Origin of the sequence: Maledivibacter halophilus, assembly GCF_900167445.1 — a bacterium.
GTDB classification, from domain to species: domain Bacteria; phylum Bacillota; class Clostridia; order Peptostreptococcales; family Caminicellaceae; genus Maledivibacter; species Maledivibacter halophilus.
The window spans coordinates 361,498-379,712 of record NZ_FUZT01000002.1 but is presented as its reverse complement, the minus strand read 5'-3'; the positions used below and the strand labels follow the sequence as shown (position 1 = coordinate 379,712).

Sequence of the window (18,215 nt, the reverse complement as noted above, 5' to 3'; positions counted from 1 at the left end):
CAATCCCCCAAATTAGTAATTGTTTTCATTTATAGTCTTTACTAATAGTTTGCCTAAATCTTCCAAGGTAAATCTACCTTCATTATTCATATTTGAAGTCCTAATAATAATTGTTGCAATTCCTCTCTCAATGAACATCTTATTATCTACTAAACTTCCCTGTAATTTTGACTGATAATAATCCTTCACATAATATTCCCTAATTTCTATACCTTCTTTGTTACAATTTTGTTCAAATTGATGTCCTAGACTCCAAGCAAAATATCTAGTTATAGGAGCTTGATCCGAACTATAGAATAGATAATCATAATTATAGGAATTTAATTTGCTCAAATCAATATATAATGTGCTTTTGTTAACAGGATATAAAATATCTTCTACATAATCTCTGATACCATCATATTCATCTTTTATGGTTCCATCCCAGAATGCAAATATTATTGATCTATTTCTATTTATTTGATCTCCAGAAAGTCTTTTCATCAGTTCAAGGGCAAATTGTAATCTTTTTAGTCCTATTTCTTTATCAATATAGTTATAACTAAGTCCAATAATAATAGCTTCTTCTCCAACTTTTGGATCCTTACCAGGAAGAATCCCTAAAACATTTCTACCAATGTTATGCAGTTTTTTGTTGTGGGTGCAAATACTTATATTAATATTTTCTTTTTCTGTAAGGAACTTCCCAACACCTTGTGTAATTTGAACCACTGCTCCTTTGTAAATATCTTTACCTAAAGAGTTTTGAAGTATCTCATCATCCCTTGCTATACATAAAATTCCCTTCGCTGTTGATTTTTCAAATATACTTTTAGCAAAATATTTAATTGCATCATCAGAGTAAAACCTTTTATCAATAACAATGAACTTCTCAGAAAATTTATTATAGTCCATTATGTTAAACATATCGTCTCCAGTGGCATCATATATTTTTCCACTTGAATCAATATCATAGAAACTCAATAAAGAGTAATCTTTTCCTAAAACCAATCCTCTTTTTTCCTCTTGAATTATAACTTCGAAACTTGAAGATACAGGAATATAAATATCATCGGTTTTATATTTCTTTATAAAACCTTCTTCATACAAAGGCTTAAGTCCTGTATTTTCCATTTCATTTGCAATTTTAGTTGCTAATTCCTTAGCTTCATTAGAACCTATTATAGCTCGACTTTGTAATTCTGAATTAAAAATATATGTAGAATCAGTACAAGCAAATTCATATTTATCTACTTTGCCAAAAATCAATCCTGAAATAATAGCTAAAGCCAATATAAAAATTCCTACCGTTTTAAATCTCAACTTCATGTTTTGCTTTTTTCTTAAAAACTTTGGTTTTAATATTCTAAAGTCCAAGGATAAAACTTTTCTTAAAACAGGTATAAATCTTGAGTCTCTCTGCTGAAGATGTCTCCTGAAACCTTCACCTAATAAGTTAAAGCCTAGAACACTTATAAAAAAAGCAAATGCAGGTGAAAAAACCGTCCATGGAGCCCTCCTTATTTCATTTCTAGCAGTTCCCAACATACTTGCCCATTCGGGCTCAAAGCTAATATCTTTTTGTATAATTTTCCCGCCTTCTGTGTCTTCAATGATCCTAAGATTGCCAACAAAAACACTGAATACCCCAAGCTGCATAATTAAAGTAAGGGCCCTGGCAATTTCCATAAAAAATAATACTACAATTTCAGCCGCTAAATGAGGAATAACATTTTCAAGGGCAATTTTAAACCTACTCTTTCCAATAGCAATCTCACCTTTAATAAATGGTTCAGCCAAAATTTCTCCAACTCTCTCCATAATTATTAATCCAAGCTTCGACCAGCCTACAAAGGAAAGAATAAGAACAAAAGCCAAAATGGATTGTTCTCTATCGAGCCTTATAAAAAAGTCAAATTTTAATACTATTAAACTTATTAAAAGTGCAGGAATAGCACTAAAAATAGCATTAAACTGATTTATTATGGTTCTAGAAACTAGGTTTCCAAATCCTGCTGTTATTCCAAGGGGTAATGCAATTAAAAACCTTCCAATCACAACAAGTAATCCCAGTGAAATAGTTAATTTGGTACCATAAATAATAAAACTTAAAGTATCCCTTCCTAATTCATCAGTTCCTAATATAGCATCCTTAGAAGGAGGAAATGGTGCAGCATCTAGTTTAAACCTACCACCTTCTTCAGTCCATGCTTTAATTTGCTCAATTCCATATGGATTGACATCAGTAAAAATTTCAGGAAATATCATAATTATTATTATGAAAAATACTATAGCTCCTCCTAAAATTAATGGTAAATTTAACTTTTTCAATTAACTCCCTCCCTCTTCTTAGGATTTATTAATCTTGAGATCAACTTGGCAATTATAATAAAGGTTATATATATTAATCCCAAGGCAAGGGACAAACCTATAAAACTATTAATATCATTTTGTTTATAAAACATATAAAGATTAAAGACAATCCCCCTATAATCTAATAAATATTCCACTATTATTAAATTGGAAATTATAATGGTAATTAATGCTGGAATCGAATCAACAACTTTAATAACAACACTTTTCAATATATGTCTTGTGAAAATATCAAATTTTGATAATCCTCTACCCTTAGCTGCTATTACATAATCTTTTTTGATTTCTTCTTGAACTACAATAAATGTGATTCGAGAGATATAAACTGTAGGTATTATTGATAAAGTTAATAAGGGCATAAAAAACCCTTTTAGTTTTGATAAATCAACTAATTGTTTAATCATATCACTATAGGAAATATAACTAATCAGAAGCATACTACATAACACAATAAAAACATCTGGTAATGAAAAAGCCATCAAAGTTCCTACCGTTCTTAAGCCACTTCTTCTTCCTCCTTTATAGCTATCAAACATACCCTTGACTACTCCTAATATTAAAGAAATAACAATTGCAAAAGACAATAACTTTACACTCTTCCCTGTAGAGTTTAGAACTATTCTGAATATTTCTACATTATTTTCTGTCATTCCAAATCCATGAAGTAATAAATTTCTAATATACAAAATACTCTTTTTCATTGTTAGATACATAGAAAAGTTAGTGTACAGCTCACCATTATGAAAAACCATATTAAAGTTTAAAGGCAAGCTTCCTATAAATATTAATGAAAACAGTATTATAAAAGCTGGAGTTATAAAATAGAAACATTTTAATAATATATTAAATGGTAATGAATAATATATATTTTCTATGGATATACTCAATATTTCCATATCACCATTAGTTTTGTATATAGAGAAAATCATATAAATAAATAAAGTCCCAAACAAAAATATAATTATTAATATTATTTCTATATTATTCAAATAATCTGCCAATGTATCTTTAAAAATCTCTCTCTTTATATAATTAATTATAACTATTCCGACCTTTTTTAATTTTTCTTTGCTTACATTATCTATATTATCTTCATAAGTATATAAATTCAGTGAACCATCTATTATATTAATTGCCGGTATCTTTGTTTCAATAAATGGCATATGATCGCTCCAACGACCTACCGGTGTTTTAATGGTTTCTATTTGTAAATTATTTGTATCCTTTAGGTCCTCTGCATACTGAATTATTTTATCTCTAAGAATTTCTCCAGCTTCTCCTTTAGTTTCAAATCTGATCTCTCCATCAACAGTGCTGCCTATGCAGTCTAAATTAATAACCTGAGTCTTTTCCAGTGGGCTTAAAGGATTCTTGACATAATACTGGGAACCAGCAGCAACATTTTCCTTGGCATTCCATCCAGCAAATATAATTGTTCTATCGGGTAAATTCTTTTGCAGTTTTATTACCCTTGCCAGTTCAAGCATCATTCCTGTACCCGATGCATTATTCAACGCACCTGGAAAATGTTTTCCATTCATTCCCTGTCCAACATGATCTATATTAGCACCTATTATCAAATATTTATCCTTTGCTTTTCCATCAATTTTTCCTAGAATATTTGCTGTTTTAATAACCGGGTAATTAATATCACATTTAAGCTTTACATTTTTTATAATACCTACGCTTTCCGGTAGTTCTTCCTCAACTAATATATCCTCTGACATACCTTGATTAATTAACTCATGGCTGGAATAATTTTTTATCTTATTGTATGCCTCTAGGCCCAAATATCCAAAAAATAAACTTTCTCCCTTCTTTATTGTATTTTCAACCTTTTTTTGAAGCTGAAGCTCTCTATCTTGTCTGTCATATGGAGATGTTCTTCTAAACAGTATTCCCTTACCATTGTTTCTAATGACATATTCAACATCCTTAATTCTAATATCAAAGGTCCCCATAACAACTAATTTATTTTTTAATAATTGTGGTGGTACATCATATAGATAGTTATCGACAAATACAATATCACCTTTAAATCTACCGCCTCCTCCATACCAATAAGTAAAAAATTTATAATCCTTAAACATCTCAAATTCTTCAATAATCTGTCCATCTTTACTTTCTATTGCAAAATATGGATTTAAATCAATATGGGTTATCATTGTATCGAAGTATTGATAGTATGTATCATTTTTACCTGCAGGCTCAATGCCAAGGTTTTTGAAATAATCTTCGATATACTGAAGAGTCAGTTTATTTCCCTCATCTCCTGCCAATCTTCCTTTATACTTAGGTGAAGATAGTTCCTTTATATGCTGATAAACCTTGTTTTCATCGAAAATGCCTTCATCAAAAGATTTTCTATATCCCCCAATGAAATATAAAGCAATTAAAAGAATTATCAAACTCGGTATAATAATATTAAATATATTAATTCCTTTAAAATTACCTAATCTAGACACTCGGCCCCTCCCCCAAATAATAAATCATTGTTAAGATAAATTATAATTTATTTATAATATGAATAATTTAATTATATTAAATTATTTTTACATTATCAAGAAACAACATTTTCAATATCTATGGATAATAGCAAATTTTTTATGCACTGAATAGTATAAATATTATTTTTTTGATATAATACTAAATATAGTTAATTATTTCTTAATTATTAGGTTTATATAGTATAAACTCTATTTAGAGGTGGTGTTTACAATTAGTGATGTAGGAAAAAAAATAAGATTTTTAAGAAAAGAACAAAATTTAACCCAAGAAGAACTTGCTGGCAATCAATTTACTAAAAGTTATATAAGTCTTATTGAGCGTGGAAAAATAAACCCTTCTATGAAGGCTTTAAATTATATAGCAGAAAAACTTAACAAGCCTGTATCTTTATTGCTTGATACAGAAAATAGTATTGTAGATTCTAACAATTTATATAAAATTTCTTTTATTATAGAAAAGGGGAAAAAATTAGTTGATAACTCTGAATTCAATGAGGCATTAGCTGAATTTACGCCTCTCCTTAACAATATGGATAATCTTACAAATTATCATAAAGGATTGATATATTACTATTTAGGCTATATACACTTTAAAAAGGAAACCAGCAGTAAATACCTTGAATTAATAAAAAAATCTATTAATTTATTTATTAATGCTTTAAAAAATTTTGAAGACAATGATCCAAAAGATAATCTAGAAATATATATTAAACTAGCTGAGTGCCAATATATAATGAATAGTAAAAATAAATCTCTTAATTACTTCCTTGAAGCTAAAGATTATGAAGAAGAGCATGGTGTTGATCTTGATAATTATTTTTATATATTAAGAAATATTACTATCCTCTATACTCAGAAGGGTAATTATTCTGTTGCAATAGACTATCTTAGAAAAATAATAAATTTATCAAAGAGGGAAAATATTATTAATGAACACGTTTTAGGTTCATATATAACATTGTCTACATGCTATTTCTTTTTAGAACAATATGAAGATTCCCTAAATACACTAGAAAAAATTCTACCTGTATATGAAAACCTACTTAATAATCCAAAGCTTCATTCTGGAATTTATTTTAGAATAGCAAAAGCACATATAGAAATTGGGAATTATGATACTGCCCTTGAAAATATCAATAAATCTGTTGAAATTGCAGAAACAATTAAAGAACAGCATATGAAAATATTTACCCTTTTATATAATAGATTCATAAAATCTAAAATACATTTTTATGAAAAAGATTATGATAAAGCAATTAATGAAACGGAAAAAATAATTAAGGAACTTGAATCTATAAATAGATTTGATAATGAATACATTTCTTTGAAGGCAGATGTTTATTCTTTAATCGGTGAAACTTTACTTGTAAAAAATGATTGCCAAAAAGCTTTAGAATATCTTAATATGAGCTTAAAGCTCTATACAAAAATAAAAGCTGGCTTTAAATTTCCTGTTATTTATAAACTCCTTGGTAAGGCTTATATAGGACTTAATGATTCTAAAAAAGCACAAGAATTTTACGATAAAGCTTTTGAATTGCTTGCAAAAAATAAAATTTGAAAAGGTGATAATCTCACCTTTTTTATATTGGATAAGTTCTTTCATTACTATCTGTTAAATCATCATCAACATTATATTTTTTTGCTTCACGATATTTGAAGTATTTTAATGCCACCTGAGGAAATAAAGCATATGTTAATACATCCTCCTCCTTTTCTAAATACTCCTTTATTTCATTTTTAATAACCTCAAGCTGAGGTTCAAGTAAATCAGCAGGTCTACATGTAATAACCTTTTCTCCTCCAATAATTTTTCTTACTATTTTCTCTTTTATAGGAACTGTAGGTTTGCCGTACATACCTTTTACATAGGCTTTTACTTCTTTAGGTACAACCTTGTATCTTTCTCCAGTTATTATATTTAGTACTGCTTGGGTACCAATGATTTGGCTTGTAGGGGTTACCAATGGTGGATAGCCTAAATCCTCCCTTACTCTTGGCACCTCTCCAAGAACCTCATCAAATTTATCCAAAGCTTTCTGAGCTTGAAGCTGATTAATAAGGTTAGATAGCATTCCTCCAGGCACTTGATAAATAAGTGTATTAATATTTACACCAAAGACTTTAGGATTCAGCAAACCATTTTCTATATATTTTTCTCTCAATGGCTTAAAGTATTCTGCTATTGTATTTAATTTATTGATATTCAACTCTGTATCAAATTCAGTTGCTTCAAGGGCGGCTACTATAGATTCTGTAGGAGGTTGTGAAGTGCCTAAAGCAAAGGGAGATATAGCTGTGTCAATTATATCTACTCCAGCTTCTATGCCTTTTAAATAAGACATACTAGCTAATCCACTAGTTGAATGGGAATGAAGCTCCAAAGGAATATTTACAGTCTTTTTCAAAGATGATATAAGTTCAAATGTAAAAAAAGGAGTCAATAATCCAGACATATCTTTAATACAAATAGAATCTGCACCCATATTTTCCATTTCCTTTGCTAAATCTATATATGTTTGTATAGTATGAACTGGACTGATAGTATATGCTATTGCCCCTTGTGCATGAACTCCTTCTTTCTTAGCCATTTCTAAAGCAACTTTAATATTTCTTATATCATTCAGTGCATCAAATATTCTTATGATATCTATTCCATTATATACAGCCTTCTTAACAAAATCTATGACTATATCGTCAGAATAGTGCTTATATCCCAGTACATTTTGTCCTCTCATGAGCATTTGAAGCTTAGTCCTTTTTACCTTCCTTCTTATAGCTCTCAATCTCTCCCATGGATCTTCATTTAAAAATCTTAAGCATGTATCAAAAGTAGCTCCTCCCCACATTTCTAAAGCATTATAACCTACTTTATCCAGCTCTTCTAAAATTGGCAGTATTTCTTTAATTTTAAGTCTAGTGGCTATTAGTGATTGATGAGCATCCCTTAATATTGTTTCTGTAATTTTAACCTTTGACATTTTTAACCTCCTCCATAGTAAATTATATTTTCAACATATTTGTCATTCTAGGTTTTAAGTTCTTAGTTCATTCTACTAAGTCTGATGCACTTATTTTGTTAAATCAGAATATCTATATTACAATTCTTTGAATTTAGTAAAGTATTTATACTAAAAAAAGAACTTTGCATTGTTTTGCAAAGTTCTTTTGATAATCAGGTCAATTATAAAATTACCTCTTATATGTCTATTTCCTTTTTACTTTTTTAACTTTCCTACGTTTATTTGTCTTTTGACCTCTCTTCTTATTTTTCCCTTTAGCAGGTTCAATATTTATCTTATTACCCTTTATTGTATTTTTAGCCATTATTGAAAGAACTTCCTCTGCATATTCTTCTGGAATTTCTACAAAGGTATAATTATCAAATATATCTATGTCACCTATGCGTTTCCCAGAAATACTTGTTTCCCCTGCAATAGCTCCAACTACATCCTTTGGTTTTATCTTTTTATCTTTGCCAATGTTTATGAACATCCTAACCATGCCTTCTTCAGCACCAGTCCCTCTACGCCTTTTTTCTGGCATAAGGTCTATTTCTTTGGCATCCTTTATTTCAATCTCCATTTTTAGTAATGCAGCAGCAATTTCAATGGATGAAAAATCATCTTCAAAGGAATTTTCGACTATCTTAATGTACTTATCCAACTTACCTTCATTTATTTTATCCTTAACCTTTTTTAAGAAAATATCTGTTCTTATAGCTTCAATATCACTTATAGTAGGTATATCATGTTTCTTTATTTTTTTCTTTGTATACTTCATAACATTTCTTAACAGATAAAAATCTCTGCCACTAACAAAAGTAAAGGCCTTTCCTGTTCTTCCGGCACGTCCTGTTCTTCCAATTCTATGAACATAATATTCTTCATGGCTAGGCATATCAAAATTGAATACACATTCTATATCATCAATATCTATTCCTCTAGCTGCAACATCGGTGGCAACTAACACCTCAATATCTCCACGTTTAAACTTATTCATTACATTAATCCTTAGGGACTGTTTCATATCTCCATGTATTTTATCACTGGCATAACCACGAAATTGCAAAAGATCTGTAATTTCATCAACCTTCTTTTTTGTATTACAAAAAACCAGTGAAAGTTTAGGACTGTACATATCTATTAATCTTGTAAGTACTTCAACCTTATCTTTTTCTTTTACCTCAAGATATACTTGTTCAATATTTGGAGTAGTAAGCTCTTTATGAATTATTTTAACTATTTCAGGATTCTTTTGATACTTATGTATTATATTCATTATAGCCTTTGGCATTGTGGCAGAAAACAATAAGGTTTGTCTATCCTCACCTATACTCTCCAAAATAGTTTCAATATCTTCCCGAAAGCCCATATTTAACATTTCATCAGCTTCATCTAGAATCATCATTTTTAAATTATCCAGCTTAAGGGTTTTTCTTCTCATATGATCCATGACTCTACCTGGAGTTCCTATGACAATTTGAACACCTTTTTTAAGACGTTTAATCTGTCTATCAATAGGCTGTCCACCAAAAACCGGTAATGTAGTAATTCCTCTTTTATACTTTGCCAGCTTTGCAAGCTCCTCAGCCACCTGAACAGCTAATTCCCTAGTAGGACAAAGTATCAGTGCCTGTGTAACATTTTCATTTGGATCTATCATATCTATAGCGGGTATTCCAAAAGCTGCAGTTTTACCAGTACCTGTCTGAGCCTGACCTACTACATCTTTTCCATCTAAAACTAATGGAATTGCCAAAGTCTGTATAGGAGTAGCTTCTTCAAATCCCATATCCTTCACTGCTTTTTTTATTTCCTTTGAACAATTAAGTTCTTCAAATCTAATTTTATTCATATTAACCATTCCTTTTCCTAATATTTTTCTTTTATTTTTATAGAGATTTAAGTAAAGACTTTAATTTTAACATGTCCAAAACGCCTAAAAGAGCTGAGTATTTGTACATGTATAAATTAAGTTTTACTATGTAAACCCTATACATGTGATTATTAAATTTAAAATAATCACCAGAAATAAATGAAAAAGATAAGAAAATGCTTTTGAACAGTTTTTTCCTAAAAACTTTCCAAATTAATGAATAAATCTTTTAAATGAGTAAATTGTATAATTACCTTTTTAAAAAATTGAATACTTCATATAGTTTTAAAATCATTAGATCTATACCATATATATTATGTAACTTTGTTAAATTAGAATTATACAATTTCCTCAAATTTATAAAGCTTGATGGTAAAGATTATCATAATTTTTAAATCCCTAATACCATATGGGAATTTGAGTAAAGACTTTAATTTATACATATAAAAAATCCTTAGAAACATTGGATATTTTAATATGTATAAATTAAGTTTTACTATATAAATCCTATATAGATATATAAAAATTAAAATATAAAGCAAATGACTTTTATATCAAATTTAAAAGGCTTACTGCACTGCATTCTATTTTTTCTTTTTCATTTATAAAGCTTTTATATTAAATTGAACAACATTTTCTATTATACTATTTATTTTCAATTTTTACTAACCTTTTCTCAAAAATGGGTCTCTATTCGTTATTATTATTTCCTTTTTGATAAATTTCATGACTATATTTGAATAATTAAAAGGATAAACAAGAAACCTTAAAGTCCACTTCCCTTTGTTCAAATTCTCAGTTACATATCTCTATTGTTATATCTATTTATTAATAATATAACTTTACAAAATTTAATTATATGCTATAATAAGTAATCGATAAGTGTTTTTTTGGTCCCACTTCAAAAAAAACAAGAGCAAAATATTTGATATTTTTGTTCTATAGATAAACAATACTAACACCTATAATCTATTAGGTACTAAGTAAAATCTTATTAGAGTTGTTTATCTGTGTTGAGTGAGGCTCCGGGAAACATAGCAATATGTTGAAGGGAGTTTTTTTGATGAAAAATATTTCTGTTAACAATTTAATTAAAACAGCAGTAATAGCTGCTATCTATGCGGCAATCACCATGGCTTTAGCCCCTATCAGCTATGGAGATATTCAATTTCGTCTTTCTGAAGTACTGATTTTATTAGCCTTTATCGATCCACTTTATATACCAGGACTTGTTCTTGGCTGCCTTTTGGCTAATTTTGGAAGTCCTTTGGGGCCCATTGATGTCATGGCAGGTTCATTTGCCACTCTATTATCGGTAATGGCAATCCATCAAACTAGAAAATCTTTAGGAAATAATTTTAAAGCATTAATAATAGCTAGTTTATGGCCTGTAATTTTTAATGGATTAATAGTTGGTTGGATGCTTAATTATGTTCTTAATCTTCCATTTTGGGCATCAGCAGCATATGTAGCCTTAGGAGAATTTGTAGTAGTTAGTATTGCAGGTGTAATTATCTTTAAAAATATTTTAGCTAGAGATAACTTTATAAATATTCTTAGGTTAACAAAAAATCAAAATTAAAACTTAGGGGACATCATTAGTCCCCAAGTTTTTATTTAAATTCCCCTCAAGTAATTTTTTATAATAGTCAGCAGTTTCACCATAATTTTCTAAAGCTTTCTTTCCTTGGGGATGGAGTCTGTATATTCCCCTATGGACTCTTTCAAACCATCCATAAAAATTTTTTGAAAGAATACTTTGAGTCTTAGAACTTGTACCAAGGGCTCTTAAATCTTTAGGTGAAAGTTCTCCATATTTTTCCAAGCAACATGCTATATGTATTGCATTTTCTCTATAGGCCGTCATAATTTTTTCTTTAACACTACCGCCTACATTATAGCTTCCAGAACGCCCATTAATTTCCCTTATTATATTTTCCTTCATTCTGTTACTCTTCCTATACTTATAAACTGAAGGATGAAAAACTATTTCAACCTCTGTGGTAGTTTGTAAAAATGATACTATTATAAGTCCCAGTTCAAGTCGCTTTAATAAACCCGATATATCATTCCATTTTTTATTCCATTTAAATCTCTTAGGCTTTGGTATAGCAATATATACCCCATCAGTTATTTTTTGTCTTTTAGTAGCTTGTATAAGCAAAGTTAAGTTAATGCTTTTCTTAAGCTCTATTATAATCATTTCTTCATTCTTTACTGCGACAATATCGCAGTCTTTAACCTCGCTTTGGACCTTATATCCCTGATTTTTTAGATAATTACTGATGGGCTCATACAAGTCCTTTTCTAGTATTTTCTTTGCAGTATCCTTAGTCATTAATTCCTCCAAAATTGTATTTCTTAATTGTATTATAAATATACCTCTCTATTCTCAGATGAAGCATATTTTGCTAACATATATCTATATTTATATTATAATTTTATTATAAACCAAAGAACTTCTCAAGCTCAGCAAATTTCTTATGGGTTATAAGTGCATCTTTACCATAATTCTTGAAATTTACTATATAAGTCCATCTCCCATAAGGCGATATTTTACTTATCTTTGAAATATTAATTATATACGACTTATGACTCCTAAAAAAGGTAATTTTTTCTAAACGTTTTTCCAAGGCTCCAAGACCTTCTGAAGTTATATATTTATTATCAATAGTATATATAGCTGTACTTCTATCCTCTCTTTGTATTAAAACAATATTTTGTGTATCTATAAAATTCATGCCTTCTCTATTCTTTATAACTAATTTATTAAATTCCCTTTGCTGAAAAATTGGCTTATCTATATTCTCATCTTGTTTTTCATAAAATATTTTCTGTATTCTTTCTAAAGTCTTATTTATCCTATCTACTTTAAAGGGCTTGATAAGATAGTCAAAAGCATATATTTCAAAGGCCTCCGACATATATTCTTCATGGGCCGTTGCAAAAATAATAATAGTCTTTGGATTTATATCCGTAAGTATCTTTCCGCATTCCAATCCACTTACTTCAGGCATTTCTATGTCTAAAAATACCACATCAAAATTTTTCTCTTCCAAAAAGCGGAGAACCTCTTTCCCGTCCTCCGCCTCAGCCACAACTTCAAAGCCTTCATTCTTTTCTATTATTTTTTTTAAAACTAATCTCATACCAAAATCATCATCTGCTATTAAAACCTTTAAATTCATTTTCTATAATCATCCCCTACGACTCTTTGGTTTTCCTAAAATTTCTGAATAGATAATCCCCATCCGTATATTATTCGGTTTAAAAGAAAGAGCTTTTTTCATTTTACCCCTTTTCTTGCTTTTACTATATAATGTCTCATCTATCTTATTTCCAAGGATCTTATTTTCTTCTTTTTTTTCATTCATAGGATATCAGCTCCTATTCATCCTGCATATTTGTGTAATCGTCATTATTCATATTTGAAATAGATTCCCTCATATTTGTATCTGCTACAACATTTTTCATATTATAATAATCCATAACTCCTATTTTACCCTCTCTAAGGGCAGCCGCCATGGCCTTAGGCACCTCTGCTTCAGCCTCTACAACCTTAGCCTTCATTTCCTGAACCGCAGCCACCATCTCCTGTTCCTTTGCAATAGCCATTGCTCTTCTTACCTCTGCTTTGGCCTGAGCTATTCGCTTATCTGCTTCTGCCTGGTCAGTTTGAAGCTTAGCTCCAACATTTCTACCTACATCAACATCTGCAATATCTATTGATAGTATTTCAAAGGCTGTACCGGAGTCTAATCCTTTTCCTAAGACATTCTTTGAAATCAAATCGGGATTTTCCAGTACTTCTTTATGGGTTTCTACCGAACCCACTGTAGTTACTATCCCTTCTCCTACACGGGCAATTATTGTTTCTTCACCGGCACCACCAACAAGTCTATCAATATCAGCCCTTACAGTTACCCTCGCCTTAGCCTTTAACTCTATTCCATTTTTTGCAATAGCAACTACAATAGGTGTCTCAATAACCTTTGGTTTAACACTCATCTGAACAGCTTCAAAAACATTACGTCCTGCTAGGTCTATGGCAGTGGCCTTTTCAAACTCTAAATTTATATTTGCCCTTTCTGCAGCAATCAGTGCATTAACAACACCATCAACATTACCACCAGCTAAATAATGGGCCTCTAACTGATCGCTTGATATCTGCAGTCCAGCCTTCCTTCCTTTGATTAAAGGCTTTATAATTCTATCGGGTCTTACTCTCCTAAGCTTCATTCCAATTAGTGTAAAAATGCTTATCTTTACATTCGATGCCAATGCTGATATCCACAATCCCAATGGTACGAAACTGAAAAATATAGCTAAAAATACAATAATAGCCGCTATAATTATAATAGTTGGAAAAATTGTACTCATTAATATACCCCCAATAAATTAATTATTTTGTTCTTCTACTGCTCTACGTACAACTATACGCCTTCCTTCTACTTTAATAACTTCAACCTTTGTTCCTTTAGGAATAAATTCATTTTCTGACACAACATCTAGCTTTACTCCATCAAAATCAACTGTGCCTGCAGGTCTTAATACAGTTAATGTTATACCACATTTTTTAAGAAAATACTTCATATCATTTGTGCTTATATATCCATCTTCCTTCTTCATTGATGATTCCAGCACCATGCTCTTTGGCAATTTCCCCTTGCTAATAGAGTGTAGAATAATAATAAATAATATACCCAATACAGCAAGGAGTATCATCATTAGAACTAATGCTTCAAGCAGAGTGTCAGCAGTTACTATTATTCCTATAATAAAGCATGTTATACCTGCTATCCCCCATACTCCAAATCCTGGTGCATAAATTTCAATTGCTGTAAGTATCAATCCCAATCCAAAGAAAATTGCTGACAATACTCCTAATCCATCAATCAATTCTGCTAATACCATATAATCGCCCTCCTCTCTAGGAAAGTTAACTATAGCTTATTATTATCTAAGCATTACAAGTATATAGCCAAAAACATTTACTATAAAAAATCCTAGATACAATAAGTTTATAGGATCCCTTATTCCTCTGCCATTTCCTTTTTTACTTTTATCTGGATTGTATATTTCTTCTAGATAAGATAAAAAATTGAGTACAAGTATAGGAAGAGGTAATTAAATAATTTCTTAACTAAATTATACAACTGAAAAAATAGAATAAAAATATCTAATATATATATAATACATATATATAGCTAAAATGTCACTTTTTATGATTCATAACCTGAGAAAATTCCTCTATTATTTTTTAAAAAAGAATATTCTCTGTTTAAATTAATAGATTTTAGGACAATACTATAATATAAAATTTCCCTAATCAAAGGGAATGATTATTTCAAAGGTAGTATCTGTTTGATTAGTACTGACAGTTATATCTCCCCCATACTTTTCTATAATTTCCTTGGAAATAGCTAATCCCATCCCTTGTCCCTTTTCCCCTTTAGTTGTAAATCCCGGTTCAAAAATTTTATTAATCAGATTCTCCGGTATCTTCTTACCATTATTTTTTATTAGAAATTTGTATTCATGAGATTCTTCAAATATTTCTATTTTAATATATTTGTTTCTGTTTTCTTCTGTAGCTTCAATAGCATTGTCTATTATATTTCCAAGTACTCTACACATTTCCCATGAAGGTACCTTTAATTTATCTAACCTTGTTTCTATCTTCAGCTCCACCAGAATTCCTCTATCTTCACAATCAAGCTGTTTAGCTTGCAAGAGTCCATTAATGGCCGGGCTTGAAGTTTTAAGAACTTTATTTATCTTCTTTATATCTTCATAAACCTTTTCTATATAATTACTGGTCTCTTTATATTCATTCATTTCAATAAGACTGTAAACCACTTGAAGGTGATTTAAAAAGTCATGCCTTTGAGATCTTAATATATTATTTAAGTCTTCAATCTGATTTAGAGTCTTACACTGCATAAAATATCTATCATTTAAAATCTTTAAGGCATTTATATCTCTTAAAGCTATATAGCTATTAATAAGTATAATAGCAATTAAAATCAAAAAAAGCAGCTCTAGATTTTCACTTATAAATTTTCCAGCCCTATCTCTAAAAATAAAGCTATAAATAATAAAGCTTAATAATATAAGCATTTGAGTAATATTCACAATATATATAATAATTGCAGTCTTTTCTATATTAATATTGATATTTTTTCTCATTATTAACTTACCTCACCTATTTTCTTTATAATATTATTTTTCTACATTTTAGAAAAAATACCTTTTCATTCGACAAACGTTTCACTTTATTTCCTTTAATACTTCAAGACCATATAGCTTTGCCATTTTATAAATTATTTTTTATAATGTATACCTATCGGATAATTGCAAACAATATTTATGATGTTAATATTATTTATAGGAGGTTTTGTGTGTGACAGTTGTAAATAAGTTAAATCAAACCCTTGAAATGTTAAAGATGGTTGAAGCTAATTGTAATACTTTTTCTATGGATACAGATGATCCAAATGCAAAGTCAATGTTTAAACAAATAGCTCAAAATGTTAAGACAAGCTCAGAAATGCTTCAAAGCAGAGTTAATTTTATAATGAGTGAAGAACCACAATATAGACCAAATAATCAGGCCCAGCAAATGCAAAACATGCAGCAACAGCAGCAAAATCAACAAAATCAGCAATAATTTACAAGCGTCTCTTGACGCTTGTTTTTATTCTAGAAATTTAAATTTACTCAATATATCATTTATATCCCTTTTCCTTTCTGCATCAGCATATATTGTTAGCATATGCTGACCAGGCTTAATAGATTTAATGGGCCTAAATAATGTCATTATGGAAATATAAGTTGCCAAAAGAACACTTCCTATACCTGCTCCCAGCACCGTTGTCACAACTCTTCCTCCTGCAGAAGCTGGATTTAATAGAGGCAAAGAAATCATAGTATTTCCATGTAACCATCCTATGATTCCACCTATAATTCCCCCAACTATAGCTGATAATATTAAATTTAATCCTTCCTTAGGCATAAATATATACAATTCATATATTTCGTTAATGTAATTATCTGTCAATGTCCTGCTGTTTAAATTCATAATTCCATTATTATATAATGTATCTATTGCTTTTTGCATCTCACTTTTATCATCAAAAAACTTAATTACTTTATAATCAAAACGAGGAATATTTTCAAGCATTTGTTTCATTTTCTGCTGCATTTGCTCATTCATCTTAGTCAAAATTATCATTCCCTTCATATCCACCATATCTGTAAAAAAATTCAATAGCTTAGCAAACTATCAATTTCGCCTTGAATTTTCTCAGAAATAGAGTCTGTGCCGCCTATTATCCATCCATGATTGTAAAGCTGTTCCTGTGAAGTTGTTCTAACAGGTTTTACTGTCTTCAAATAGTTTTTAATATCTTCAGGTAACTCATCATCTTTTACCAAAAGTATTGGACCATGTTTACCTTTATGGGATAAAACAGAAGCTGATACAGCGATTTGCCAATCCTTAGGATTGACAAATATGAAGTTATGTCCCGCTTCAGCAATTCCCCATCCAAAATCCCTGTGTCTTTTATTAATCCACCATCCAAAGTTCTTTCCTATATCCTTATATCCTGCAAATCCAACAGACTGCTTATAAACATCTTCATTTCCAGGTATCCACTGTATATGTCCAAATTTTGCAAGCTGAGCTTGTACATTTTCAGTTATTGAATTCTTATTTCCAAGAATATAAATGTATGCATCTTCATATCTTTCCTCTAGAGCCTTAGCAGTTTCTTTGGGTACTTCATCCTTTTTAATATAAAAGAAACCATCACCCATATGAGCATTCCATGAAGCTTGGGCCAACCCGTATTCCGGCTTCTCTATAGGAGCCACCATCACTACATCACTATGATCTCCATGGATTGCTGCTATAAAATCATTTATATTTTTTCCTAGAGTAAAGGGATCTTTACCTTCTATATGCCTATATTTCCACTTTTCTTCCTTTAGTTCCTTCTTTATATTATCTCCTATATCTCCTATAAGATAAATTTTTACATTATTATCAACAAATACTCCTTGTGGATCGAGACGTTCAATCTCTTTTAGAGTTGCTTTAGGTATATTATCCTTCTCAATATATAATATAGGTGCATTTATTGGATGATGTATAACTCCAGCAGCTGCTATGGAATCTGCTTTCTTATCACTTCTAACTAAAATAACAGCATTTGGTTTATCATCATCAAAGGTAGCTGGATATGTTATTTGTGATATAGCTGCTGCAGTTTCGTATACATCCTTTCCATTAATTCTTACGGTATTACCAGTTACCAATGTATCTTTTACATTAGTCTCATTCTCATTAAAGCCCTTATAATAATCAGGTTGATAGAGAAAGAAAATCAGTAAAATTATTACTAAGATTCCGCCCCCAAATAAACCTATTTGCCTGTATCGTTTTTTTAAAAAATCTTTTGTTATCATTAGTTA

Annotated in this window: 15 protein-coding genes; 3 read left to right on the top strand and 12 right to left on the bottom strand. The window is 29.9% G+C overall.

Annotated elements, in window-relative coordinates:
• Window positions 1-12: 12 nt before the first annotated feature.
• Window positions 13-2,310 (bottom strand): ABC transporter permease subunit, encoded by a 2,298-nt coding sequence (locus B5X81_RS05615; protein WP_079490007.1) that lies wholly within the window; start codon window positions 2,308-2,310, stop codon window positions 13-15.
• Complete coding sequence (locus B5X81_RS05610) at window positions 2,307-4,817, bottom strand: M28 family peptidase (RefSeq protein WP_079490006.1); 2,511 nt, start codon at window positions 4,815-4,817, stop codon at window positions 2,307-2,309. The genes B5X81_RS05615 and B5X81_RS05610 overlap by 4 nt, the downstream gene beginning before the upstream one ends.
• A gap of 244 nt (window positions 4,818-5,061) precedes the next feature.
• Between B5X81_RS05610 and B5X81_RS05605 the strand changes: the two genes are divergently transcribed.
• Window positions 5,062-6,420 (top strand): helix-turn-helix domain-containing protein, encoded by a 1,359-nt coding sequence (locus B5X81_RS05605; RefSeq protein WP_170917295.1) that lies wholly within the window; start codon window positions 5,062-5,064, stop codon window positions 6,418-6,420.
• 22 nt (window positions 6,421-6,442) lie between these two features.
• On the opposite strand, the gene B5X81_RS05600 is transcribed toward B5X81_RS05605, so the two are convergent.
• Window positions 6,443-7,840 (bottom strand): oxaloacetate decarboxylase subunit alpha, encoded by a 1,398-nt coding sequence (locus tag B5X81_RS05600; RefSeq protein ID WP_079490003.1) that lies wholly within the window; start codon window positions 7,838-7,840, stop codon window positions 6,443-6,445.
• Between the two features lie 226 nt (window positions 7,841-8,066).
• The gene (locus tag B5X81_RS05595; protein WP_079490001.1) at window positions 8,067-9,716 is read right to left on the bottom strand and encodes a DEAD/DEAH box helicase; all 1,650 of its coding nucleotides are present in this window, start codon (window positions 9,714-9,716) and stop codon (window positions 8,067-8,069) included.
• A 1,084-nt stretch (window positions 9,717-10,800) separates the two neighbouring features.
• Here B5X81_RS05595 and B5X81_RS05590 point away from each other — a divergent pair.
• On the top strand, window positions 10,801-11,319 hold the full coding sequence (locus B5X81_RS05590; protein WP_079490000.1) for a QueT transporter family protein: 519 nt from the start codon (window positions 10,801-10,803) through the stop codon (window positions 11,317-11,319).
• 3 nt (window positions 11,320-11,322) lie between these two features.
• On the opposite strand, the gene B5X81_RS05585 is transcribed toward B5X81_RS05590, so the two are convergent.
• The 6 genes from B5X81_RS05585 to B5X81_RS05565 all read right to left on the bottom strand — a co-directional run bounded on the left by B5X81_RS05585 (window position 11,323) and on the right by B5X81_RS05565 (window position 15,926).
• Entirely contained in the window at window positions 11,323-12,075 is a 753-nt protein-coding gene (locus B5X81_RS05585) for a DUF2161 domain-containing phosphodiesterase (RefSeq protein ID WP_079489998.1), read from the bottom strand.
• Between the two features lie 106 nt (window positions 12,076-12,181).
• On the bottom strand, window positions 12,182-12,925 hold the full coding sequence (locus tag B5X81_RS05580; protein ID WP_079489997.1) for a LytR/AlgR family response regulator transcription factor: 744 nt from the start codon (window positions 12,923-12,925) through the stop codon (window positions 12,182-12,184).
• Between the two features lie 9 nt (window positions 12,926-12,934).
• The gene (locus tag B5X81_RS27290; RefSeq protein WP_170917294.1) at window positions 12,935-13,111 is read right to left on the bottom strand and encodes a hypothetical protein; all 177 of its coding nucleotides are present in this window, start codon (window positions 13,109-13,111) and stop codon (window positions 12,935-12,937) included.
• Window positions 13,112-13,124: 13 nt separating this feature from the next.
• Window positions 13,125-14,117 carry a flotillin-like protein FloA gene (gene floA / locus B5X81_RS05575; protein WP_079489995.1) on the bottom strand — a complete coding sequence of 331 codons (993 nt, stop codon included), beginning with the start codon at window positions 14,115-14,117 and terminating at the stop codon, window positions 13,125-13,127.
• Between the two features lie 18 nt (window positions 14,118-14,135).
• The gene (locus B5X81_RS05570) at window positions 14,136-14,651 is read right to left on the bottom strand and encodes an NfeD family protein (RefSeq protein ID WP_079489994.1); all 516 of its coding nucleotides are present in this window, start codon (window positions 14,649-14,651) and stop codon (window positions 14,136-14,138) included.
• A 411-nt stretch (window positions 14,652-15,062) separates the two neighbouring features.
• A complete protein-coding gene (locus tag B5X81_RS05565) occupies window positions 15,063-15,926 on the bottom strand; it encodes a sensor histidine kinase (RefSeq protein ID WP_079489992.1) in 864 nt (287 codons plus the stop codon).
• A 214-nt stretch (window positions 15,927-16,140) separates the two neighbouring features.
• On the opposite strand from B5X81_RS05565, the gene B5X81_RS05560 reads away from it, so the two are divergent.
• Complete coding sequence (locus tag B5X81_RS05560; RefSeq protein ID WP_079489991.1) at window positions 16,141-16,407, top strand: DUF1657 domain-containing protein; 267 nt, start codon at window positions 16,141-16,143, stop codon at window positions 16,405-16,407.
• Window positions 16,408-16,434: 27 nt separating this feature from the next.
• On the opposite strand, the gene B5X81_RS05555 is transcribed toward B5X81_RS05560, so the two are convergent.
• A complete protein-coding gene (locus B5X81_RS05555; protein WP_244282010.1) occupies window positions 16,435-17,007 on the bottom strand; it encodes a hypothetical protein in 573 nt (190 codons plus the stop codon).
• The gene (locus tag B5X81_RS05550) at window positions 17,004-18,209 is read right to left on the bottom strand and encodes a cell wall-binding repeat-containing protein (RefSeq protein WP_079489989.1); all 1,206 of its coding nucleotides are present in this window, start codon (window positions 18,207-18,209) and stop codon (window positions 17,004-17,006) included. Before B5X81_RS05550 ends, B5X81_RS05555 begins: the two co-directional genes overlap by 4 nt.
• Between the last annotated feature and the right edge of the window lie 6 nt (window positions 18,210-18,215).